This is a genomic window from Shewanella cutis, from assembly GCF_022410515.1.
Lineage (GTDB): Bacteria > Pseudomonadota > Gammaproteobacteria > Enterobacterales > Shewanellaceae > Shewanella > Shewanella cutis.
Genome location: NZ_JACSDI010000015.1, coordinates 43,179 through 65,684 on the forward strand (window position 1 = coordinate 43,179; position 22,506 = coordinate 65,684).

At 46.4% G+C, this 22,506-nt stretch carries 21 protein-coding genes; 7 read left to right on the top strand and 14 right to left on the bottom strand.

Annotated features, from left to right (window positions below):
* Positions 1 to 79 precede the first annotated feature (79 nt).
* A complete protein-coding gene (gene prlC / locus H9J30_RS16470) occupies positions 80 to 2,119 on the bottom strand; it encodes an oligopeptidase A (protein ID WP_240131993.1) in 2,040 nt (679 codons plus the stop codon).
* A gap of 259 nt (positions 2,120 to 2,378) precedes the next feature.
* Here prlC and H9J30_RS16475 point away from each other — a divergent pair, with 259 nt between their 5' ends.
* The 4 genes from H9J30_RS16475 to H9J30_RS16490 all read left to right on the top strand — a co-directional run bounded on the left by H9J30_RS16475 (position 2,379) and on the right by H9J30_RS16490 (position 6,703).
* Positions 2,379 to 3,164, top strand: a complete 786-nt coding sequence (locus H9J30_RS16475; protein ID WP_240131994.1) for a hypothetical protein — start codon at positions 2,379 to 2,381, stop codon at positions 3,162 to 3,164.
* Between the two features lie 95 nt (positions 3,165 to 3,259).
* Positions 3,260 to 3,793 (top strand): hypothetical protein, encoded by a 534-nt coding sequence (locus H9J30_RS16480; protein ID WP_240131995.1) that lies wholly within the window; start codon positions 3,260 to 3,262, stop codon positions 3,791 to 3,793.
* Between the two features lie 176 nt (positions 3,794 to 3,969).
* Positions 3,970 to 5,325 carry a glutathione-disulfide reductase gene (gene gorA / locus H9J30_RS16485; RefSeq protein WP_240131996.1) on the top strand — a complete coding sequence of 452 codons (1,356 nt, stop codon included), beginning with the start codon at positions 3,970 to 3,972 and terminating at the stop codon, positions 5,323 to 5,325.
* 436 nt (positions 5,326 to 5,761) lie between these two features.
* Positions 5,762 to 6,703 (top strand): hypothetical protein, encoded by a 942-nt coding sequence (locus tag H9J30_RS16490; RefSeq protein ID WP_240131997.1) that lies wholly within the window; start codon positions 5,762 to 5,764, stop codon positions 6,701 to 6,703.
* Positions 6,704 to 7,417: 714 nt separating this feature from the next.
* Here H9J30_RS16490 and H9J30_RS21655 read toward each other — a convergent pair.
* From H9J30_RS21655 to H9J30_RS16500, 3 genes are all read right to left on the bottom strand, one after another.
* On the bottom strand, positions 7,418 to 7,549 hold the full coding sequence (locus H9J30_RS21655) for a hypothetical protein (protein ID WP_275679649.1): 132 nt from the start codon (positions 7,547 to 7,549) through the stop codon (positions 7,418 to 7,420).
* A 100-nt stretch (positions 7,550 to 7,649) separates the two neighbouring features.
* Positions 7,650 to 7,814, bottom strand: coding sequence for a hypothetical protein (locus H9J30_RS16495; protein WP_240131998.1), 165 nt, complete (start codon positions 7,812 to 7,814; stop codon positions 7,650 to 7,652).
* Between the two features lie 281 nt (positions 7,815 to 8,095).
* On the bottom strand, positions 8,096 to 9,628 hold the full coding sequence (locus tag H9J30_RS16500) for a DUF3612 domain-containing protein (RefSeq protein WP_240131999.1): 1,533 nt from the start codon (positions 9,626 to 9,628) through the stop codon (positions 8,096 to 8,098).
* A 211-nt stretch (positions 9,629 to 9,839) separates the two neighbouring features.
* On the opposite strand from H9J30_RS16500, the gene H9J30_RS16505 reads away from it, so the two are divergent.
* Positions 9,840 to 10,403 (top strand): aldolase/citrate lyase/malate synthase family protein, encoded by a 564-nt coding sequence (locus H9J30_RS16505; protein WP_240132000.1) that lies wholly within the window; start codon positions 9,840 to 9,842, stop codon positions 10,401 to 10,403.
* 265 nt (positions 10,404 to 10,668) lie between these two features.
* A complete protein-coding gene (locus H9J30_RS16510) occupies positions 10,669 to 11,619 on the top strand; it encodes a YeiH family protein (RefSeq protein ID WP_240132001.1) in 951 nt (316 codons plus the stop codon).
* Between the two features lie 9 nt (positions 11,620 to 11,628).
* Here the strand turns inward: H9J30_RS16510 and H9J30_RS16515 are convergent, their stop codons facing one another.
* The 9 genes from H9J30_RS16515 to H9J30_RS16555 all read right to left on the bottom strand — a co-directional run bounded on the left by H9J30_RS16515 (position 11,629) and on the right by H9J30_RS16555 (position 19,829).
* Positions 11,629 to 11,775: a hypothetical protein gene (locus tag H9J30_RS16515; protein WP_240132034.1), complete on the bottom strand. Its 147-nt coding sequence runs from the start codon at positions 11,773 to 11,775 to the stop codon at positions 11,629 to 11,631.
* Positions 11,776 to 11,985: 210 nt separating this feature from the next.
* Positions 11,986 to 12,621 (bottom strand): paraquat-inducible protein A, encoded by a 636-nt coding sequence (locus tag H9J30_RS16520; RefSeq protein WP_240132002.1) that lies wholly within the window; start codon positions 12,619 to 12,621, stop codon positions 11,986 to 11,988.
* A 104-nt stretch (positions 12,622 to 12,725) separates the two neighbouring features.
* Positions 12,726 to 13,910 carry an HD-GYP domain-containing protein gene (locus H9J30_RS16525; RefSeq protein WP_240132003.1) on the bottom strand — a complete coding sequence of 395 codons (1,185 nt, stop codon included), beginning with the start codon at positions 13,908 to 13,910 and terminating at the stop codon, positions 12,726 to 12,728.
* Positions 13,911 to 14,127: 217 nt separating this feature from the next.
* Positions 14,128 to 14,370 carry a hypothetical protein gene (locus H9J30_RS16530; protein ID WP_240132004.1) on the bottom strand — a complete coding sequence of 81 codons (243 nt, stop codon included), beginning with the start codon at positions 14,368 to 14,370 and terminating at the stop codon, positions 14,128 to 14,130.
* A gap of 7 nt (positions 14,371 to 14,377) precedes the next feature.
* Positions 14,378 to 15,115 (bottom strand): DNA-binding protein, encoded by a 738-nt coding sequence (locus H9J30_RS16535; RefSeq protein ID WP_240132005.1) that lies wholly within the window; start codon positions 15,113 to 15,115, stop codon positions 14,378 to 14,380.
* A gap of 15 nt (positions 15,116 to 15,130) precedes the next feature.
* Positions 15,131 to 15,673, bottom strand: coding sequence for a core component of ECF transporter (locus H9J30_RS16540; RefSeq protein WP_240132006.1), 543 nt, complete (start codon positions 15,671 to 15,673; stop codon positions 15,131 to 15,133).
* Entirely contained in the window at positions 15,670 to 16,353 is a 684-nt protein-coding gene (locus H9J30_RS16545; protein ID WP_240132007.1) for an energy-coupling factor transporter transmembrane component T, read from the bottom strand. The genes H9J30_RS16540 and H9J30_RS16545 overlap by 4 nt, the downstream gene beginning before the upstream one ends.
* Positions 16,343 to 17,710 carry an ATP-binding cassette domain-containing protein gene (locus H9J30_RS16550; RefSeq protein WP_240132008.1) on the bottom strand — a complete coding sequence of 456 codons (1,368 nt, stop codon included), beginning with the start codon at positions 17,708 to 17,710 and terminating at the stop codon, positions 16,343 to 16,345. The genes H9J30_RS16545 and H9J30_RS16550 overlap by 11 nt, the downstream gene beginning before the upstream one ends.
* A 1-nt stretch (position 17,711) precedes the next feature.
* On the bottom strand, positions 17,712 to 19,829 hold the full coding sequence (locus tag H9J30_RS16555) for a TonB-dependent receptor plug domain-containing protein (RefSeq protein WP_240132009.1): 2,118 nt from the start codon (positions 19,827 to 19,829) through the stop codon (positions 17,712 to 17,714).
* Positions 19,830 to 20,248: 419 nt separating this feature from the next.
* Between H9J30_RS16555 and H9J30_RS16560 the strand changes: the two genes are divergently transcribed.
* Positions 20,249 to 21,607 carry an isochorismate synthase gene (locus H9J30_RS16560; RefSeq protein ID WP_240132010.1) on the top strand — a complete coding sequence of 453 codons (1,359 nt, stop codon included), beginning with the start codon at positions 20,249 to 20,251 and terminating at the stop codon, positions 21,605 to 21,607.
* Positions 21,608 to 21,630: 23 nt separating this feature from the next.
* Here the strand turns inward: H9J30_RS16560 and H9J30_RS16565 are convergent, their stop codons facing one another.
* A complete protein-coding gene (locus H9J30_RS16565; protein WP_240132011.1) occupies positions 21,631 to 22,356 on the bottom strand; it encodes an ABC transporter substrate-binding protein in 726 nt (241 codons plus the stop codon).
* Positions 22,357 to 22,506: the final 150 nt, after the last annotated feature.

Below are 22,506 nucleotides of genomic sequence, written 5' to 3' on the forward strand. Positions count from 1 at the left end.
CAGGGCAAGCGAGATCTGGCTCACAAAAAAGGCGCCATTCGGCGCCTTTTTATGCTCAAGCACAGCTATTTAGTATGGCTTAAGCGGCAATCCCAGAGTGGCGCAGTAGCGCATCGATACTCGGCTCGCGCCCCATAAACTGCTTAAATAAATCCATCGGCTCCGCCGAACCGCCCATCTCAAGGATATTGTGCAGGAAGCTACGGCCCGTGTCAGGATTGAATATGCCTTCTTCTTCGAAGCGAGAAAACGCATCCGCCGACAGCACTTCGGCCCACTTGTAGCTGTAATAACCCGCAGCATAGCCGCCGGCAAAAATATGCGCAAAACCATGTTGGAAACGGTTAAATACTGGCGGAATTAACACGGCCACCTGACGACGCACTTCGTCCAAGGTCTGTTGAATACGCGCGCCTTTTGCAGGGTCGTATTCGTGGTGCAGTCTAAAATCGAACAGTGAAAACTCGAGCTGGCGCAACATCATCATGCCGGATTGGAAGTTTTTCGCCGCTAACATCTTATCTAACATCGCTTTAGGTAAAGGCTCACCGGTTTCATAATGTCCGGAGATCTCCGCTAAGGCTTCTTCCTGCCAGCACCAGTTTTCCATAAATTGGCTAGGTAACTCGACTGCATCCCAAGGCACACCGTTGATACCAGACACGCCAGCAACATCGATTTTGGTCAGCATATGGTGAATGCCATGACCAAACTCATGGAATAACGTTGTCACTTCATCGTGGGTGAAAAGTGCAGGCTTACCATCAACTGGACCATTGAAGTTACAGGTGAGATATGCAACCGGTTTTTGTAGGCCATTGGCGGTTTGACGACGCACGCGGCAATCATCCATCCAAGCGCCGCCGCGTTTACCAGTGCGGGCATATAAGTCTAAATAAAAACTGCCTCTGTGCTCGCCCGTTTCGTCGAAAATATCGAAGAAACGTACATCCTTATGCCAACGGTCAAACTCGGTTTGCTCAACAATCTTCAAACCAAAGAGACGTGAGACAGTGTAAAACAAGCCAGATAGCACTTTATCTTCAGGGAAGTAAGGGCGCAGTAACTCTTGTGAAATCTCATACTTATGTTGCTGTAACTTCTCAGCGTAGAAACTTAAGTCCCAAGAAGCCATTTCAGTCACGCCATATTGTTCCTGCGCAAAGGCTTTTAGCTCAGCAAGTTCGGCTTTAGCTTGATCTTTAGAACGCAGTGCCAATTCATTTAAGAAAGCCATCACCTGCGCGGGCGTTTCAGCCATTTTAGTGGCGAGTGATTTTTCGGCAAAGCTATCAAATCCTAATAACTGTGCCAGTTCATGGCGCAGCGCGAGGATTTCATCCATCAAAGGACCGTTATCAAATTGGCCTGCATTCGGGCCTTGATCCGATGCGCGAGTTACAAAGGCGCGATAGCACTCTTCCCTTAGCTCACGGTTTTCACTGTAGGTCATCACAGGTAAATAGGAAGGGAAATCTAAGGTAAACAACCAGCCATCGAGTTCACGGGCCTCGGCCATTGCTTTCGCTGCTGCCTTGGCAGAATCTGGCAAGCCAGCGAGTTCAGCCTCATCGGTAATCAACTTAGTCCACGCTTGGGTCGCATCCAGTAATTGATTGGAAAAGCCGCTGGTAAGTTCAGAAAGACGCTTAACGATTTCACCATAACGCACTTTTTGCGCGTCATCTAAGCCGATACCCGAGAGCTCGAAGTCACGCAAACTGTGCTCAATCACCATTTGCTGCGCTTGGCTTAATTGGTCAAACTCTGGTGATGCACGCAGGGATTTATATGCCTCATATAGCCCTTGGTGTTGACCAACGTAAGTGCCATATTCGGATAAAAGAGGTAAACAAGCATCGTGGGCAGCGCGCCATTCATCTGTGCTAGTGACAGAATTCATGTGGGAAACGGGCGACCAAATTTGGCTTAGCTCATCGTCCACTTGCTCAAGAGGAGCTACCAGGTTTTCCCAAGTATAAGGCCCTGGATTTTGCAGCACCTCATCGATTTTGGCGCGGCACTGAGCAATAGCATGCTCAACGGCAACTTGAATATGTTCAGGTTTAATCTGTGAAAAAAGCGGTAAGCTTGCGCCGTTAAGCAAAGGGTTGCTCATAATGATTCCTCAACAATCTGTGTAGCTAATAAATAAGGGCTTATGTTCGATTTATCAAGGCGGGAAAATCGATTGCCATCTTCGCCCGTACGCTTAACGACATTCTACAAAGAAAAAAGTGAGCCAGTTCTCAATTAGGATTTACACCAAATTTACCCTTTGAATCTTGACGGCTTGATCGCAAATCAAATCCATTCTCATTAATGATGATGTTCATATGGGCTAATATCTACGCATATTCAATCAAATTGGCTTAACTATGGCGGTTTCAGTTAAATCCATCATTAGCGCCTTAGGCGTCATTAGCTTAGTGTGCTTAAGCCATCTGTGCTTAGCCAACGAAAGCTTAACCCAAACCGAAGGGGCCTCAAGTAACCCATTATCGGCAGCAACAGACCCTTTAACGACAAACATCGATGTCGGCTGGGATAGCAAGTATGTTTCGCAAGGGCGCAATAACTTAGCAGAGGGCGGAATTTATTGGATGAATGCCAGCGTCCAATACGGCAATCTCACCACCTACGCCCTCGTGGGCCGCGGTGATAGCCAAGCTTATACCGAGTGGAATATCGGCCTAGAATACGCCCTAAACTTGAGTGAACACTTAGAAGCAAATCTTGGATATCAACGCATTGAAGGCTATAGCGATAGCCGCTGTCAGGATAACGAACTGTTTGCGGAACTGGCTTACACCGCCGCGCCTTGGCTAGTGCCTTCAGTGAGTTATGTCTATTCCACCGAGGCGGCAGGCTATTTTGTAGAGCTGAGTCTACACAGCTATTGGCAACTTACAGAGCAATTTACGCTTTCACCCTATGTAACACAAGGTCTTGATTTTAAATATCGAACAGAAGAACACAATGGCAAAAATCATCTCCAATTTGGGCTAGAAGCAAGCTATAACCTCGCCGAAAATATCGTCATTAGCGGTCATATTAGCCACAGTATTGCGCAGGCCGATATCGAGCAAGAAGCTGTCGCAAATGGCGACTTTAGCTCACAGGATCAAACTTATGCGGGTATCCATTTCAATATGAGCTTCTAAGTTTTATTGGCCTCACTACCGCTTGGCAAACTATCACACGCCTAACTACACTCAAGATGTCGATGGAACGACCTTGATTTAGCGAGGAACTGGGCATGTTGATTCATCCGTTAAAAGTGCGTGCTAACACATTTATCATATTGACCTTGTGCAGTCTGCCATCCTTAGCCGCAGTACCTGAGAGTGAGCCTGAATTAGTATTCGAATCCCTCTCAAAAACTACCACTACTGACCCACTGCCATTGGGAACGCTGCTCGACAGCGAAGGTAAGCCGCTGACCATTCCCGCAGAGCAAAGCGCTTTGGATTATTCGCCACCCCCAGTAAATATTGATAATGAGTCACCCAAAGCAAAGACCGACAAAACGCAATCCACTAAAACTAAAAAGAAAAAACTGAGCCGCAAGCAACAACTCGCCAGCCGCGAAAAAGTCGCTAACGATCCTAGTTGCCGCTGGCTTGATGCTCGGATGTCACAACTCGAAACGCAGATCCGCACTAAGCAAGACAAAGCTGCCAACTATCAAAGCGATGAGCTCAGCGCTCGCAGGCAAGAATGGCAATGTCTTAAATGCGGTGTTGAAGGACCAAACCAAGACGATCACCACCGCTGCCAATACCGCCGTTAAGCTTCCGATGAATGAACTGGTAGTTAATTCGTTTGATATCAGGCTGATTGAGATTTTTTGCGGCAAACCAAGGTCTATAGCAAGGCAACTTAATAGGCTGGTCTGCAAACCCAATCCAACCTACAATGGCCTTCTGCTATTAAGCACCTCATTCTTAGGATTAGACGGAGAAACTCATGGCCCAACATTTTGACTATATCTGCCTAGGCGCAGGCAGCGGCGGTATCGCCTCAGCTAACCGAGCTGCTATGCGTGGCGCTAAAGTGCTACTCATCGAAGCAAAGCACGTTGGTGGCACCTGCGTAAACGTGGGCTGCGTGCCTAAAAAAGTCATGTGGTATGGCGCGCACATCGCTGAAGCCATGAACCTCTACGCCAAAGATTATGGATTTGATGTTTCGGTCAACAAATTCGACTGGAACACCTTAGTCAACAGCCGTGAAGCCTATATCGGTCGCATCCATGAAGCCTACGGCCGCGGCTTTACCAATAATAAAGTCACCTTACTCAATGGCTACGGCCGCTTTGTGAATGGCAACACCATTGAGGTGAATGGCGAGCACTACACTGCTGACCATATCCTCATCGCCACCGGTGGCGCGCCAACCATCCCAAACATTCCTGGTGCGGAATATGGCATTGATTCCGATGGTTTCTTCGCCCTGCGCGAACAACCTAAACGTGTCGCTGTAGTCGGCGCTGGCTATATCGCCGTTGAAGTCGCGGGCGTGTTACACGCACTCGGCAGTGAAACTCATCTATTTGTACGTAAACATGCACCGCTGCGTAACTTCGACCCTATGCTAATCGATGCCCTCGTCGATGCCATGAAGACCGAAGGCCCAACCCTGCACACCAACAGCGTCCCACAATCCGTAGTCAAAAATGCCGACGACAGCCTGACTCTAAACCTTGAAAATGGCGAAAGCGTGACCGTCGATTGCCTGATATGGGCGATTGGTCGCTCACCAGCAACAGGCAATATCGGCCTAGAAAACACCGAGGTGCAACTGGATAGCAAAGGTTATGTGATTACCGACGCACAGCAAAATACCACCCACAAAGGCATTTATTGCGTGGGTGATATTATGGCGGGCGGTGTGGAACTGACCCCAGTTGCGGTTAAGGCGGGTCGTTTACTCTCCGAGCGCCTATTCAACGGCATGAGCAATGCCAAAATGGATTACAGCCAAATCCCAACCGTGGTCTTTAGCCATCCACCGATTGGCACTATGGGCTTAACCGAGCCAGAAGCCCGCGCGCAATATGGTGATGATAATGTGAAGGTTTACACCTCCACCTTCACCTCCATGTATACCGCCGTCACGAGCCACCGCCAAGCCTGTAAGATGAAGCTGGTCTGCGCCAGTAAAGAAGAGAAAGTTGTGGGTATTCATGGAATTGGCTTTGGCATGGATGAGATCCTCCAAGGCTTTGGCGTCGCCATGAAAATGGGCGCCACCAAAGCCGATTTCGATGCCGTTGTCGCCATCCACCCAACTGGCGCAGAGGAATTTGTTACGATGCGTTAGTGTAGAAAACCCACCTACACACGTTCGTACTGTAGAAAAACTGCAAGGCCAGAGCACCTTTCTCTGGCCTTTGTTTATTGACCTCATTGATACACTGGCGTTTCTAAAACATTTTGCCCCTTTGTGTGTTTAGGCTCATTAGCTCAAACGAAAATTCCCACATCTACTGCCATACAAATTCTTATCTATTTGCCTATGTTTGGCCTTATCAGAAATCGACTAACAATGTATGGCTATATAGTCATATTTAAATTTAGATACTTTTGTGTGATTTTAAGACAATATCAGTGCGCATTAACTCCATCTTTATCAAATAAAATTCTATAAAATCAAACAATTATAGCAGCTTAGCTTTAGTTAATAGGTTTGAAAAACGCGCATGCGCACTAATAACATGTTAGCCTTCAAGCAATATCTTCAACATTTGGGAATAGTGATGAAATGTGAGAAATGTTCTGAATTTCGTGAGTTGCCATTACATCTACATGAACTATATATGTTTTGCGATCTACTGAGAAATAAGTCAGATGTGTATAAGCTTTCAAAGAATGAACTAAAACAAGAAACAGAGGCTCATACCGAAAGTATTGCTAAGTGGTTAAAATTAGCTAGTCAGTTGGATAATGTTCAACTGAACCCATTTCGTTATGAAGAAGCGCATTATTGGTGTGAGTCAGCTGGAGATGAGCTAGATTCTGATGCATATCATAATAGTTCAATCATTACACCGCTCACGCGCTTCTTGTTCATTTCAAATGCGCTTGAGGAGACGTACCGTTTTACTAACTCACAATATGAGTTCCATTATGCTCGTGCTCAACTAAAGAATAACTCACTCGAACGAAAAAGGAATTACTCAGCTCAAGCAGCATGGTTACTTGATGAAGTTTATAGTGATTTGGAAGTCCCGTTGCACTATGGTCACAAAGTCGACGGTTACCTAGCTCAAGTTAAGGAATATCAAAAAAGGTTCGATAATAGCTTTGACATTCAGTTGGAAAACAATGGAAAACTTTCATTTGGTCTTTCGCTTGTAAGAAATATTAGAAACCACATAGCACATGGCGTTTTTCCAATAGTAGATAACCCAGAATATAGCCACGAATGTTTTAACCCAAAAACGAAGAATCTTATTCTGAATATCTTAGGTTTTTCATCTCGTATAGCCACAATGAATATACAAATAATTTTAAATGCTACTCACCATGGATTTGAATCAGAGTTTTATCGTTATCTATGTGGAGACCCTGACTTTGGACATAAGTTAGAGCAATGCATTACTCCAGAATACCTCCGGCGTTTACATCTAAAGCAGGATTTTGGCTTAAATGAGAGCTCACAATGGGCAATACGTTCGACATGGGAAGAGGAAGGCTAACAAACGCTTCAAGAGGGACAGCCAACGCATGGCATTTTTACTATGCGTTGGTTTTCGTGGTTACGGTGTTATGCGAAAAGTTAGTAATAGCGTTGGCTGCCCCTTAAGCGGGCGTTATGTTTTTTGAAAAGTTTAGCGTAACTGAAAGAAAATGGTGCGGGTCAGGGGAATCGAACCCCTCGGCAACTATTGGATAATGTCTAAGTGAAAATTCCCCGTATTCGCAATGTCATAGTCAGACCCGCAGCGCCGTACCGCACCATACAAATACTGTAATCATTTCCATAAAATATGACCCCATAGTTGTATATAGAAAAAAGCATACGGTCACGAGGTCTGCCAAGACAGATAGAATACTGGTGAACTTCCAGCTATGGGACATTATTGAGTCCAATGCTGAACAAACTTAGATAAAAGTTCGTTAAAATTCATTGCGTTAAAGTTTACCCTGTTTTAAGTTGGCTGTAAAGGAAAACATAACAAACGCTTTAAGGCGGATTCGCAACGCTTGGTATTTTTACTATGCGTTGCGTTTAGTGTTTAGTGTTTAAGGTGGTATGCGGTGGCGTCTGTATTGCGTTGCTCACACCTTAACAGGGCGTTATCGCCATATAAATTTTAATCCGAAACTCAAAAATTAGAGTTCAAAATCTACCACGCTTTTGTCCCCAAGCGTGCTGATTAAGGTTATTAAGTCTACAGGCTACGACAATGCTAAATAGGTGGGCCATGGTGATTAGCGAGACGACCGTCCGCCCCATGGACGGGGCTGTCGAGCATCCAAGGAAGGACTTGCTGCGTGTCGTTGAGCAAATACCATGGGTCGCCCTTAAATATGGCCTGCATTTAATAACCAAGCAGTGATATTGGCTTTTCTATATTTAAGGCTCTTCTGTCCCAAAGCCTGCTGCCTTGGGTTTTTAAAAATCTACAGGCTACGTCAGTGCTAAATAGGTGGGCCATGGTGATTAGCGAGACGACCGTCCGCCCCATGGCCGCTTTTTTGCATCCATGCCATCGCTGCATTCGTGAATCCATTCACATCAGACGGGCGGCCCTGCATCCAAGGATGGGCTTGAACAACATCCGTGTTTAACAGCCAGTTCGCCATCCATAGCTCTCGTTCATAAGCTCAGAAACCCTAGGTTTCTATTCACAGTGTCGTTGAGCAAATACCATCGTTCGCCCTTAAATATGGCCTGCATTTAATAACCAAGCAGTGATATTCGCTTTTCTATATTTAGCGCCCTTCAATATTTAACGCCCTTCTATCCATTCACTTTTGTGTACTACAGAGGTCATCGTCTAGCCATGTTGGATACTTCTTATAAAATAAAAAGGCGGCGCGCTATTGAGGTGAGCGTGCTTAACCTCAATCCCCTCTGCAACATCTTACTCTTTCACATCACACTGCGATTTACCCGCTTGATAACAGCTGGGTTGGCGTGGGCAGACTGCGCCGCGAGAGCAAATCAGGCGGGCATCGTTTTTAATCCCGCGTTCAATCCAGTTGATATTCAATATCTTAGCAATGCTGACTAAGTCACTTTTGATATGCTTAGGGATCGCCACTGAGCCGCCACCCGCAACACAGGCTGATTTTAGATCATTGGCGATAGAGAGGGCATCTTTGCCTTGAGCTTCAATGGCCGGATTGAGATCAATGCCAGCACAGAGCACATGGGGGTTGCCCGCAGAATCTTCGACCTTGATCGATTCGCAGCAATAAATTCGCGGTTCATTACCCACATTTAAAATCGAAATCTGCGCCGATGTCCCAACTGAAGGTTCACTGATCATTCTAAACACCGCCCAGTGTTGGCAAGGATCTTCCACCAGCCGCATATTGCCCCAAGGCAGGGGAATACCATTGCCGCGGTAAACGGCTTTAAGCTTGCCCGGCGCGTAGGCATCAAAATAATGCCAATGGGGATAAGGCGATACCACGGTCATCCGCCGCATAGCAACCGAGGCCGACACTTGTAGCTGTTTATGCACCTCAATTTCGTAGCCGTGGCGGTCGAGTAATTGCCGATAAGGCACTTTAGGGCATAACAGGGCTCCGGCGAAAAAGCTGGACTCAAACTCACGCCATGCATGCAAAATATCCTGTGCGTTCAGGGTATTAGATTGCATTGTTACTTCTTCATCCATCTGCAATTTACGGCCGGAGATCATCACACTCTTAAGCCCATCCTTATTGTGTAACACACAATGGCCGATATGGGCGGCGAGATCGTACTTAAGCCGACTGGGGCGGTTTTTAAGCATTTTATTGATATAAATCGTGCTGGGTGGCTCAAAAAAAGACGTGACTAACTGATGCGAACTGACACCACGCTCATCAATCACTTCCTGTGGAGTGCTATCTATCCACTTGATTTTCAAACCTACTCCCTTAGCAATATCCAGCATTTCATCGAGGGATAAGGGCATACGCTTCAACCCTACCTCTTCGGCGGCACGTTCAAGGTCGGGGAAATGGTTTTGATGATGTTCTTGATGGGCGCGGATTAACAAATGGGCAAATTGTCGGCCTGAGATCCCGGTCTGCGACAACATTTCTGGTATGGCAATTTGCAAAATATCATTTGAAAACAGAAAACTGGGTTCAAGCGCCATACCGCTAATCCCACCACGGCGGCCTTTGTCTGGCGTGATGGCACTCTCTTCGGGCACATCGTCTAAAAACCAGTCAACGTCCTTTTGAAACACTGTCGCAATCACCGCCAGCATTTCGGCACTGGGCACGCGCTTACCACGCTCGATCATCGATAAATATGACACCGATGGCGCACTACTCGCATCGACGCGGATGCAGCGTGCCGATAAATCTTCCATGGTTAAATTATTACGTTTCCGTAGGTTACGTATTTTGGTGCCAAGGAAATGTGACTTTCTCATCAAGCTCTGGTCATTGCGCATTTTGTAAAATTCACATTGTAAAATTTTTATTGTGAAATTGTAGTAAAAAATACACTAGACTACAAATCAAGCAATCGAGGAAAGGTTATCCGCCCGATACTGCTTAACCATTAACGCTGTCGGACAAGCCAAATTGAAGACGAATGTTGAACAATTAGATGTGAAATCAAGGCCCTAATTTTTTAAATTGGAAAGTGTAGAGGAACTAGCGATGAATATGTCAATTATCAAGAGCCACCAGATCCAACCGAATCTAAACAGCTTCATCGCCGAAGAAGTACTTGCCGTCGCCAAAGTGAATGCGGCAGAACATGAAAAACTCGCCCATGCGAAGCAATTCCTCGACCGTCATTTCCCGCTGGATTCGGGTTCACACCAAGAGGTGATCAGCTACGTAGTTTACTACCAACACCTGCTGGCTTTTTTTGCCGACGGTAGTCACAGCGGATTACGTCAAGCCAAACAGTTTGTGGCCTTTAATGGCACAAAGGACGCACCTAGCGCCATAGTGTTACAGGATCAAGGTTGCCATGTAGAGCTATGTTTTGACCGCACAGGTATGATTGGCGCACGGGATTTGGCTAATTTAGAAGATGTGCAAATCGAAACACCAATGGAACTCACTGCAGAGCCAAAGACGACACGTAACACCACATCTCGACACTGGTTAAGCCTGTTACATGCAGGAATGCCAAGCGCAAACGATATTCAAGACAAGCTGTTTACCGCTAAGGATGGTGGAGACTACAGCCTACAAAGTATCGTAAACCTCTAAAACCGCTCTATGCTCAGAGGAGAAACACCGCTCGGTGGTTCTCCTCAACTTTTAATTACCATCGTCAGCTAGTCAGTCAGATAAATTGACTCTAAGAATAAGCTTAATTGATTCTAAAGATAAATTTAATTGATTTTATTGATGATTAATTTAGCCGCTATAATACCCGCTTTTATCAGCGTCCAAGTTCTGCTCAGATGACCGCCATATTGCGAGTCCTGCTGTAGTGAGAACGATAGGATTGTGTCGCTCCCCCTAAGGCGTTATGAATTTTTCATCAATATTCTCACAACTTAAAGATCCCCATCGCCTTATTTTTATCTGCGCTGCGTTGCTATGTCTCACGCCATTTATGTCATCTCCCATGGCGCTTGTACTCGGCTTTACCTTAGCCAGCCTTGGATGGGTACCTAAAGACTGGAATATCGCGGCACTCACCAAAAAATTACTGTCTTATTCGATTATTGGCCTAGGGTTCGGCATTAACTTAACCGCTGCGATTGAGGCCAGTAGCCACAACTTAGGGCTCATTATCGGCTCAATTATTTTCACGCTGATTTTAGGCTTTATCGTCACTCGAGCACTGAAGTTTGACCCTATTACAGGGCACTTGATTGCCTCCGGCACAGCCATCTGTGGAGGAAGTGCTATTGCAGCCGTGGCACCTGCTGTTAATGCCAAAGCCGATCAAACCGCTACGGCATTAGCCTGCGTGTTTGTACTTAATTCGGTAGCTTTGTTTTTATTCCCCGCCCTTGGGCATTTACTCAATATGAGCCAATATGATTTTGGCGTGTGGAGTGCTATTGCGATTCATGACACTTCCTCCGTGGTGGGCGCAGCCTCCGCCTACGGTGATGAAGCGCTAAAAACTGCGACGACCATTAAACTGGCACGCGCACTGTGGATTATTCCTATTGCCCTTATCAGCGCACTGATCTTTGGTGGTGATAAGCGCAAACTTAACCTACCGTATTTTATCGGTTTTTACTGTTTAGCCATTGCTATCGCCCATTGGTTGCCGCAATTCCAACCGCTCTACGACACCTTGTTTATGGTATCGAAGCACACGCTAGTGCTGTGTTTGTTCTTGATTGGCGCGGGGATTACAGTACAAAAAATGCGCGCAAGTGGCCCAAAACCATTGCTGTTAGGGGTAATTTTGTGGATGGCGATCGGGGCAACATCTTTAGCTTATATTATTTATTTTCAATAAATTGTAGGCTTATTCGGCATTAGGCTTTATCCGCCAAGCCAAACCCAGCACACCTAAAAAGGCCGAAAATTCGATAAACGACCGAAGTAGTCCAGAGGTTTGCGTGGATGCAACTAGGGCAATAAGACAAAACACAATCAGCAGCGAGTTTTTCATTTGCATCCTCCAGCATAGTTAGGGGATGCTCAGTATTCTTTAGAACCAAAAAACCGGCCAATATCGATTTAAAATAACAAATAGCTATAACAACTAAGCCAGTAAACCCGTGTTTAGGTGACAGCATGAATGGAATCCCCCTTGTAGGCAAACCGCTCGCTAATCACAGAAGACATATGGAGTGAGTAGCTCAGTATCCCCTTCAATTTGCTACAGAATAGGTGTGGGCCGACGCACTAAGTAACCACTTACAATCGATAGGATGCAGTAAGCGGTAAAGAAATAGAATCCGCTCTCAAATTGTGCCTGCGTCTTGAGTATTTCCCCCATACCGCCCGAAGCATTGCCCGCCAAAAAGGTAATGATCAAGGCCACCACAAACACATCGGCCATAGACCACTTAGCAAGCAAATCGACAATATGATGAATACGCCATTGTAGCGCAATCGAACTTACGCTTTGCTGTGCCAACATTAAGCTAAGTTTAATGGCGGGGATAATAATACTAAATAGCATCACTAGCCCTGCGACTAAGCCATTGCCTGTATTATATAATTCAGTGACTGTGCTCCAAATACTGCGGGTCTGTTGCAATACTTGCACCTCACCTTTGAGAGTGTTCAGCCCCAGTAGACCACTGACCATATTTAACATGCCACGGGCACTGTTATGCCCTAAATCCTCATCAAAACTGCGCGCTACTTGTTCGATGCCCTGCTCGGTAAGTTTGGCCTTATCTATGCTGCCGTTAATGCTCAAAATAGGTTGTGTCACACCTGGGATCAACAGTGCTAAAGACAGCAGAATGACGAGAATGGGTAAAATTGATTTCCGTATATTATTCATAACTGAGCTCAATATAAACGTTAGCTCAGTGTAAGACCTTAAACGCCGCAAGTACAATGAATGCACCTGACATCATGGCCGATATCAGGTACTACAAAGACTTATCAATAAAAAGGGGTTGGATCTATATCTAAGGAGCTTGGCGACACACCACGTTCAATGTGTAGTTCTGACTTGAGCAGATCAACCATGACCACCTCTGTGTAACGCTTTGCTTTTAGAGAATAAAAACATTTAACGATTGGGTGTAATGCATCTCTATCCTTCGAAGCCCAAACAATACCCACACGTCCATCGGATAATTCCACCAACGAACCAACAGGATAAACCCCGATACAACGAATAAAATCGTAGACTAACTGCTGATCTAAGTGGAATGGCGTCAAACTCAGCAATATCTTAAAGGCAGCCGCAGGACTCATAGCCTCTTTGTAACAGCGCGTGGCGGTTAAAGCATCAAAAATATCGACAATACAACTCATGCGTCCATGGAGCGGGATTTCATCACCCTTTAATCTCCTTGGATAACCTCGTCCATCCAACTTTTCATGGTGCATTAGACACACGTCTTTACTGATCTGGGAAAGGCCTTTTGTTTCGCTCATAATTTCAAGCGCATACACTTGATGCAACTTCATATGCTCGAATTCTTCAGGCGTAAGCTTGCCCGGTTTATGCAGGACTTTATTATCGACCTTAATCTTGCCGATATCGTGCAAAATGCCACCAACGGCCATTTCTCTTAGCATGCTGCGGTCAAGTTTTAGATATTTGCCAAAAGTGACTAAAAGAAAAGCAACATTTACTGAGTGTTCAAGTAGATAAGCATCTTTAGTACGCAGTGCTGACATGCACTTTAGGGCATCTTCATCCAAAAGCACGGACTCGATCATGCTATCTGCCAAGGCTTCGAATGGTGCGACTTCTATCGCTTTACCCTCGAATGTTTCAGAGAGCACTTTCCGAATCAAATCCTTAGCCTCAGTCAAAATAACCTGAGCCTGCTCCTGTTGTTTTTCACGGGTTACGATGGGTTTTTTAACTTGGCTATCGTTGCTGGCTTTGCGTTTAAAACCACAATGTTCAGCCGAGCGTTCAGTATCAACCCAAACATATTTGATGCCATTTTTAGTTAATTTTAGAATCGCGTCCTTGTGTTTGATTTGCCCAGCATTTGCAATAGCCAGCCGACCTTGATCATTTTTATCAATTGCCGAGACAAACATTCCCAGAGTCAATTTCGACACTGGCAATTTGATTAGGTCAACCGATTCTGCCGACTCACTCATAACTGCAACCCCAAGGTGTAAAAATATTGCCGCAATCAATTACGAAACATTCCGCACTGTTGGGTGCGCGATGCTGTTATTTACTTCCTGAAAGTATAAGGACAGTATAACCCGCATTTTATGCTGAGGGAGGTTAAAGCACCATCTGCTTTGATGATAACTATCAAACAACAAGGCAAAAACTGAACAAATTTCTCAATTATTATTCTAAAAAAATCTAATAGACTAATAATAAAGCACTTTTAAACATTACACATTCAAAGCTTGTCACCACCCAACGACGATATTGGCAGTTATAACAAGAGCGAACTTCATCATCGATCTGCTCATCCTCATCGTCAGGCACAAAGCGAGAACACAGTTGTGCCGTTCGCCTCGCCTCAGGATATTGCTGCAAACCTGCTCGAAAAATCCAACGTTCGCTCTCGTATTCAAACTGCCGAAGAAGTTCTTGATTCATCTTCACCTCAATAGCTCTGTAGGACTTGTTTGCCGGCATTACGCCACTGCCCACCGTCACGGCTAACTAGCAATACAAATTGATGCTCAAGATAGACGGCCTTCACTTTGCCTTTGAGTAGAACCCTTTCATCCGCCGCTAAAGGGGTTTTGTCTGTGCTCATTACCGCATCGAGGCCTGTCTGCTCGAGAATGTCAGCAACCGTTAATTCAAGGGATACTTCTTCAAGCTGACCGAGTTTGATTTGCCCCTTCACACGTCCATCATTGCCAGTTAAACGCAGCCCTAATCCCGCCAAAGCACCAATCACGCCTAGGCCAGTACCACCGTGCTCAGTGAGTTGGATCTGTAACTGCTCGGCAAACTGATAAGCGGCCGCTTTGGTGATCACTTCACGCTTGGCTCTGAGCCCAAAGTCTATTAGCGCGTTCACATCATAGTCGGAATCGACATCCAAAATTGCAATCCCAGGATCTGCCTTAGGTGCAGACTCCGCGACTAAATGCGCTACCGCCAGACGATGGATCTCCGCCTGCGATAACGGCGACTGCAACGCAAAACACATGGCGCTATTGTGGGAGGTGTAAGGAATATCAGGATGCACAAATAATTGGTGCCGGGTGACAAAAGAAGCCTTGCCACCCGAGTTTTGCGCGAGCAAATGTGCAATTTCCTCGGCTATCTCGCCTGTGCCTTTAGTGCCAATGTCGTCGGTATCATCGATACAAATAAGCCAATTTTTCATCGGTATTCCTAGCAGTTAAAACTTATCACGGTGAAGGAGATCATGAGCCTTAAGCCTATGCAGCACAGGCGGCACCAGTAATGCACCTAAGGTGGCAAAGAATCCGCCCTTAAGTACGCTTGCGCCCCATTGGATCAGCACAACATCGAAGGCCATACCAGCCAGCACATTAGAGAGTGCCACTTTAACCGCCCACGCCATACAGCCAACAATGCCTAAAATCATGCAGCGCCAGTGCAGGCTTAAGGTGAGAGGTAGCAACAAGGCCACCAGATCCATCGCGATAGCAGGTAAAATAAACTTCAATAAAATCATCGGGCCGCCCTTGCCAACACCGAGCGCCATCGCGACTAGACCTGCAATTCCGCCACAGGCAATCATGCTGCCAAAACGCCCTAGTACGCCGTAGCAAATCAAATAGAAGAAACTCATCAAAAACATGCTATGGCCAGAAATCCCGAGCTTAAGCCTTAACATACTCGTCAATGCCACCAACAAAGTGGCGCAAAAACCAATAAACAGCGAGTCCTGCAAACTCAGAGGAAGTTTTTTCTTCATTTTTTGTCTCTCGGTGAGTGCCAATGGGTGACACGCGTACTCTTGCCAAAGTGACGACTCTGGGCCGCAACCGCCATCTGGCGAGATAATTTAAGTAATTGGATTAATACAGGAAATAGCACGCAATACACTAGCTCAGGCCAATTTTTAGGATTTCGCAGCGCCTTAGGAGTAATACGCGCGCCGCGTAGACATTGGATCTGGTAAATCTCGCGCACTTCCTCCGCCATATAGGGCAGCAAACTCAAAGATGCGGCCACCACAAAGGCCCATTTGCTCGGCAAAAAGGCACTTAATACTTCGCCAATGCGCTCGGGTGCCGCTGTGATACACAACCACCAGCCAGGAATAGTCGCCAACATAATCCGCCCGACCACCACAGCGCCTTGAGCTAAATGGCCAACACCATAGAGCAACAGATAAAGACTCAAAGTAATCGTCAGTTGAATCACACCGAGTTTAACCACGCCCATGATACTACCGCGGCGCGCTAAGCCATGGAGCACTAAAAAGCCGTTAATCGCCGCTAGCGGCAACAATAAATCGACGGGCAATACAAAAGCGCAGGCTGAAAGTATGCACACGAAAAACAGCGACAACGCACACAACATGGTTTCTTGGCATTCTCGACTCCAACATCTGCGCACGAATAGTCGCCATCGACTACAACTAACCCACATCGCGCTCATCCATCGCAAAAATGGTTTCCGTCAGTAGACCGTTATATAAACTTAGTTGCCTAGACACCGCGCTATGCTCCACAACTCTATGACTGCTCATAAGAATCGCGCAGCCTTGAGCGCTGAGACGCTTAAGTAGATACCAAACTTTTCCATAGTAATGTTTATCCATACCCGCGAGCGGATCATCAAGTAGCAGCACCTTAGGCTGCAAACATGCTAACGAAGCTAAGGCGATAAGATGCTGTTGACCGTACGACAATTTATGGGGTGACTGCTCGGCAAGCATCATTAACCCAAGTTCTGCCAGCATTTGCTCGGCACGCTCTTTCGGAAGACCAAAACGATGGAGGCTAAACTGCATTTCAGTCAGTACACTGGTTTCAAAGAGTTGTCGGTTTGACCTTTGCAACAATAGCCCTAACTCGCCACCATAGACACCTAATTTAGGCTTACGACCTAATACTTTGAGCGGTATTCGCAGCTTTAAGCTAAGTATCCCCGCGATAGATTTTAATAAGCTGGTTTTACCTGAACCATTGGCCCCTACTAGCGCCACGATCTCGCCAGCATGTAACTGAAATCCCTGCGGACAACGAAACAATGGCTGGCAACCATCAAAACAAAAATCAAATGCTTCAGCGCTGACCAGCACTTTGCCCTGATGGCTAGCACTCCCCCTATATCGAGTCGGTTCATCATGCATTGGGGTATCTCTCACGGTATAAATCCCCGCAGATAATCGGCCTGCCTCTAATTGCCAATAATGATTGATAATATCGGTAAAGGCCGCTGCATTATGCTCAACCAACACCAAGGCCATGCCTTCGGCAATAAGGTCGCGCAGAACGGTCAATAGTTCACTTACACCATGGTCATCGAGCTGCGCCCATGGCTCATCAAGCAAGAGTAAGTGCGGCTCACAAACGAGTTGGGCGGCAATCATCAAACGGTATTTTTGACCAAGGGAAAGGGTACTCACCGGAGTATCAAGCCGTAAAAACAGCCCTACACGTCGCAGGGCTAGCTGTACTTTAGGCAACATATTCTCGGCGGGTATACCGAGATTCTCTAAGGCGAAGGCGACTTCGGCACCCACTGTTTGCCTAAGTAGCTGAGTTTGCGGGTCCTGCATCACTAAGCCAGTGATCAGCTCGGAGTGGCGCCAAATTTCACCCTCATGCGGGCGATTCTGTACGCCCGCCAGTAGATTTAATAGGCTCGATTTACCCGAGCCAGTTGGCCCACTCACACAATGGCATTGGCCTGCGCCAATCGAGAACTTAAGCTCCTGTAAAACTGGGGCTAGCTGGCTGCCATAGTTAAAGCTGACACCGTCGAGCTCGAGTAATTTCATCTTAAATCTGCCAGTTCACACCCACGAAGAACTGACGGCCAGCCTGAGGCAGGGCTTCACTCTGGTAGTAGTTCTCATCCAATAGGTTAGTGGCGCGCAGATACACTTCTAACTTATCGGCGATCAGCGGCTGCACTAAGTTGATATCCACTAAGGTGTAGTTATCCAGCGATTGTTTTTGGTACTGGCTCTGCCCGTTTACCTTCACTTGTGTTGCATACACCTGATCGAGGATACGCTCTACATTCAGGTGGATTTGCGTCTCGAAGGGGAACTGGTAGCTCATTTGCCAACGTAACTGATGACGAGGACGGTATTGCAGCGTATCTAAGGTATCGTCGCCTTCCATTTCTTTTGAATCTAAGAAACTGTAGGAGAAGCTCAGATCTAAATGCTCAATCGCATGGTTATTAATTTGGAAATCAATCCCTTTGAACTCATAGCGCCCCATATTTTGGTAGAATCCATTCGTATCTTTGGCGATATAGTTCTTCGCATCCGTGTAATAACCGTAGAGCGAGAAGTCGGTGCTAGCCGGTATGTTTTGCTCAAGACCTAGCTCGACATGCTTAGATTCTTCCGCTTCTAACTCACTATTACCCGATGATTGCGAGTACAAGTTCACCATAGAGGGGAAACGCACCTTACGAGCAACACTCAGGCTCAAACGTGAATCAGGTACCACCTGCCAGTAGCTAGAAGCCATTGCCGAGTAGTTATCATCCGTACTATCTGAGGTATCGAGAGAATGGAAGGCGCCGCCGAAGGTAAAGCCATAGTTATGCTCAGATTGATACTGATATTCGGCCGCTGCGGTATATAGCCACGCAGAATCGTTTAGATTTTCAGCGCCGCCGGAACCGCCGCCACTACCAGTGCCACCGCCAGAACCAGTTCCACTACCAGTTCCACCACCACTACCAGAGCCACCGCCAGAACCTGTTCCACTACCGCTGCCTGAGCCGCTGCCAGACCCAGTGCCAGAGTTATTCCCGCTACCACTGCCTGTATTGCTTGAGTAAGTATCTACGACTGACTTCCAACTCTGTTCCTCTGCAATCACAGAGGTGGTTAACAGCCCGGCCTTATGAAAATCAGTGATCAGCTGTAAATTGACCCCTTGAACCACGGAGCGACCGTCTTGAGTTTGCGTTAATGCCAAATAAGTTTCATCGGCATAAGCGGCTTCTAAGGTATCGCTTTGATTGTGATAGCCAAAACCACGCAGGGTAAAAGTATCGTCGAACTGATGGGCTAAGCCGAGCTGGAAGGTATGTGAATCGTAATCGTCGGTGCGCTCATACTTAAGTTTGCCACTGCCAGTTCCATCACGGGCAGGTTTGCCCCATTCGCCATTACGCAGTGCCGCGTTGGCAATCAGTTGGGTCTTATCCGATAACCAGTAACTACCTTGGGCATAAACGTTGGTGACTTCTTTATCTGAGTTGGCACGCAGTTCACCGTCTTGATATTTGGTCGGCTCGAAATCGTTCGACATCGGGAAACCATCGGTCTGCTGGCGACTAACACTCACCAATCCCTGCCAATCCTCACCCGAGCCAGCGGCGCTGATATCACCATTAAAGGTATTGTCTTTACCCGCTTCTAAACGGCCTGACAAAGCCGGCGCACTTCTGCCTTGTTTGGTAATGATATTGATCACCCCACCAGCACCGCTTGGACCATAGAGAACCGATGTTGGTCCAACTGACACTTCTACCGAGGCAATTTGACTGGTGGGGATCACGCTCGGGTCGAACTGACCATCATCGGCACTGCTCATGGGCACGCCGTTGACCAATAAAGTGACATGGCGAGTCTTAAAACCACGAATATCGACTCTAGGGGTGCCATCTCCGCCAACACGGATATAGACTCCGGGCACATTTTTCAGCACTTGGTCTAAGGTCTGTGCACCCAAGGCGCGGATTTCGGCCTCATCTATGCTCCAATGGGTGGTCGCCAATTGTTCCGCGTCAGCGCCTTCGCCGTGGACGACAATCACTTCATTCACATTTAGCAGGGGATCACGAGTGATTTCATCGGCATGGCTAGTAAAAATGAGTCCAATCGCAAATGCCAAGGAAGACACTCTAACGGCGGTATTTCTGGTAATCATATTATTGTTGTCATACAGGAAATTTAAGATGTGACCCCTATTGTGGCCTCTAATATTTCCGTCTCAACCTTTAAAAAACCAAAAACCAACCTAGATCAACCAATAGAAACAAATGGAAAACGCATTCCCCGTAAAGCAGACAAAATGTCTAGCACATACCACTATATCGACAAAAAGACCCATCTTAGTCACATTTTTGTACGTCTCAAAATGAGACTATGGTAAAAGTCACACACTCGCGGGTTGCATCTTGACACTGAAGAGCTCGGCCTTTAATTTGAGCGAAAGATTCTTATTTACACGCACTCAACCACTTGGTGTAAATAACTTTAAATTGACGACATTAACTTGGTTCATATTCACCGCTGAGACCGCTAACTTCAGCCAGCCCCTTCATTTCGTTACCTTTGGAGTTTTACTTGCCTGCTCACGCCCTGTCTGAAGACCTCAAGTCTCTCATCGACAAACTTATTCAAATGAAACAGGTTCCCGCGACGGAGCTGATAGTGCAGTTATCCTTAAAAACTGTCTCTATCCCTTTGATTTCATGGCTGGCATCACAAACCCTCTATCCGCGCATCTACTGGCATGGACGTGACAAGGTTGAAGAAGTTGCGGCCATTGGTGCATGTAAAGACTTCAAATTCGAAACTGGCGTCGACGATAAGGCATTAGCCAATGTTTACGAGCAGCAACGCATGTTGTCTAGCAATCCTGACATTCGTTACTATGGTGGTGTTGCCTTTGATCGCAGTATCGAATCTTGGCCCGAGTTTGGTAATACCCGCTTTGTGTTACCCAGAATTGAGTTTAGACGCAGCGCAAATCAGTTTAGTTTGCGGGTGAATCTCAATTTTGCCGATAATAATCCTATCGATGAAATCGACCTCGCTATCGCCGCCATTGAAGCTGTTATGCCTGCGCGCCCCTTGGCGCCACCAAACAAACTTACCCTAATAAGCCGTCAGGATGTTCCTGACTTTCCGCGTTGGAAAACCTTAGTCGAGCAAGTGGTTGAACCTAAGTTTAATCAAGATACCCCCAAGGTTGTCCTCTCTCGTTTAACCGAGCTTGAGGTTAATGAACAGGTTGACCCTTGGATGGTTTTAGCCTGCTGGCAAGGACGCAACCCAAACAGTTTCCAATTTGGGTTCCAATTTAGCCCTGATCGTACTTATATTTCCTGTTCGCCAGAGCGCTTATTCCGTCGTCGCCAGCAAGAACTCTTTACCGAGGCGTTAGCAGGCACGACAGTGCGGGGATTAAACCAAGAGGAAGATATTGCGCTAGCCAATGCGCTGCTCGAAGACAACAAGAATAGCGTCGAGAATCAGTTGGTCCGTCGCCATATCGTTAATATGCTCACGCCGCTGAGCCAATATGTGGGTGCCGAAGAAGAAGCCACTATCTTTAAGTTGAATCATATTCAGCATTTGCACCGCGCAATTCGAGCAGAGTTAAAACCCGGAGTCAGCGACTTTCAACTGCTACAAGCACTACATCCCACCCCCGCAGTGGGCGGCCTCCCTAGAGAGTCGGCAATGACGTTTATTCGGCAACGTGAAGGTTATATGCGTGGCTGGTACGCAGGAGCCTGTGGGTATTTTAATAAAGACGAAAGTGAGTTTTCGGTCGCTATTCGCAGTGCGTTAATTGAGCCTGGCAAAATTAATCTGTTTGCGGGGGCGGGCATTATTGCAGGTTCAGATCCCGAAGCAGAGTGGCAAGAACTTGAGAACAAACTGGCTACAATTATGTCAATTCTGATTGAGTTATAGGCCTAAGTACGAATGTAAAAACATTAAAACCCTTTTGCTTTGGTCTCCATGTAAAGCCTATCCTGCTCGCCGGAATCAATAATCTTTTTATGTTCAATATCAAAATGATGCTTTAACATTTGCCCTTTTTCGGTATTAGCGAAGGCAAAAAAAGTTTCAGCACTTAACACACCTTGGATAATCACAAACGTTTGTGGCGCCCTCAGTTCAGGAATGAGCGCCTCAATATTCTTTTTGTAATCCAGTACAGCATCGATTCGTCCCGCATTCACGCTATTTAGCATACTCAACATGTCGCTACTTTCTTCATAAAACATGGGAGTGGGTGCCAGCAAGTTATAGCGATAAGCCAACATGGCTTGGACTTTTTTATGGGATAAGCTCTCTATACCAACCCAAGTTGCAGCAATTTGAGGAGTTACAGCGGCATCAATAGAATCAAGCTCAACGGCATTTTCACTCAGCAGGCTACTTTTCACATCGCCCTTATACACGCTAAGAATCATATCGACTCTGCCGCTTTCGATCAGATATAAGGTGCGGGCAAAGGGCATAAACTGCACATTGACCTGCCATTTAGGGAGTGGAAAAACTCGATTGAGAATATCAAAGTAGTACCCAGTCTCATCAGGATTAGCAAAGCCTTCCCATGACGCAGTGACAAGGTTGATCACGACAGGCTTGTTTGGAGTAGCGCCAGCACAGAAACTCAATAAACTCAAACACAAGGCTGCAAGAAATGATCTCATCGGTTTCTCCTACCATTTCCTAAAAGTGTAGGACAATTTCGATGCCTATGCTGGAACCTTATTACGCCACTATCTCGGAAGTAACAGCTAAATCGTTTGCAATATAGACAGTAAGCTTGCATCTTCAAGCACGGTCACTATAATGGCGAC

Excerpts from the sequence above, each read along its gene's own strand:
- prlC (WP_240131993.1), bottom strand. The coding sequence starts at position 2,119 with ATGAGCAACCCTTTGCTTAACGGCGCAAGCTTACCGCTTTTTTCACAG.
- H9J30_RS16555 (WP_240132009.1), bottom strand. The coding sequence starts at position 19,829 with ATGATTACCAGAAATACCGCCGTTAGAGTGTCTTCCTTGGCATTTGCG.
- H9J30_RS16530 (WP_240132004.1), bottom strand. The coding sequence starts at position 14,370 with ATGAATCAAGAACTTCTTCGGCAGTTTGAATACGAGAGCGAACGTTGG.
- H9J30_RS16545 (WP_240132007.1), bottom strand. The coding sequence starts at position 16,353 with ATGTGGGTTAGTTGTAGTCGATGGCGACTATTCGTGCGCAGATGTTGG.
- gorA (WP_240131996.1), top strand. The coding sequence starts at position 3,970 with ATGGCCCAACATTTTGACTATATCTGCCTAGGCGCAGGCAGCGGCGGT.
- H9J30_RS16500 (WP_240131999.1), bottom strand. The coding sequence starts at position 9,628 with ATGCGCAATGACCAGAGCTTGATGAGAAAGTCACATTTCCTTGGCACC.
- H9J30_RS16540 (WP_240132006.1), bottom strand. The coding sequence starts at position 15,673 with ATGAAGAAAAAACTTCCTCTGAGTTTGCAGGACTCGCTGTTTATTGGT.
- H9J30_RS16490 (WP_240131997.1), top strand. The coding sequence starts at position 5,762 with ATGAAATGTGAGAAATGTTCTGAATTTCGTGAGTTGCCATTACATCTA.
- H9J30_RS16510 (WP_240132001.1), top strand. The coding sequence starts at position 10,669 with ATGAATTTTTCATCAATATTCTCACAACTTAAAGATCCCCATCGCCTT.
- H9J30_RS16515 (WP_240132034.1), bottom strand. The coding sequence starts at position 11,775 with ATGAAAAACTCGCTGCTGATTGTGTTTTGTCTTATTGCCCTAGTTGCA.
- H9J30_RS16525 (WP_240132003.1), bottom strand. The coding sequence starts at position 13,910 with ATGAGTGAGTCGGCAGAATCGGTTGACCTAATCAAATTGCCAGTGTCG.
- H9J30_RS16495 (WP_240131998.1), bottom strand. The coding sequence starts at position 7,814 with ATGGCGAACTGGCTGTTAAACACGGATGTTGTTCAAGCCCATCCTTGG.
- H9J30_RS16520 (WP_240132002.1), bottom strand. The coding sequence starts at position 12,621 with ATGAATAATATACGGAAATCAATTTTACCCATTCTCGTCATTCTGCTG.
- H9J30_RS16550 (WP_240132008.1), bottom strand. The coding sequence starts at position 17,710 with ATGAAATTACTCGAGCTCGACGGTGTCAGCTTTAACTATGGCAGCCAG.
- H9J30_RS16535 (WP_240132005.1), bottom strand. The coding sequence starts at position 15,115 with ATGAAAAATTGGCTTATTTGTATCGATGATACCGACGACATTGGCACT.
- H9J30_RS16505 (WP_240132000.1), top strand. The coding sequence starts at position 9,840 with ATGAATATGTCAATTATCAAGAGCCACCAGATCCAACCGAATCTAAAC.
- H9J30_RS21655 (WP_275679649.1), bottom strand. The coding sequence starts at position 7,549 with ATGCAGGCCATATTTAAGGGCGACCCATGGTATTTGCTCAACGACACG.
- H9J30_RS16475 (WP_240131994.1), top strand. The coding sequence starts at position 2,379 with ATGGCGGTTTCAGTTAAATCCATCATTAGCGCCTTAGGCGTCATTAGC.
- H9J30_RS16480 (WP_240131995.1), top strand. The coding sequence starts at position 3,260 with ATGTTGATTCATCCGTTAAAAGTGCGTGCTAACACATTTATCATATTG.
- H9J30_RS16565 (WP_240132011.1), bottom strand. The coding sequence starts at position 22,356 with ATGAGATCATTTCTTGCAGCCTTGTGTTTGAGTTTATTGAGTTTCTGT.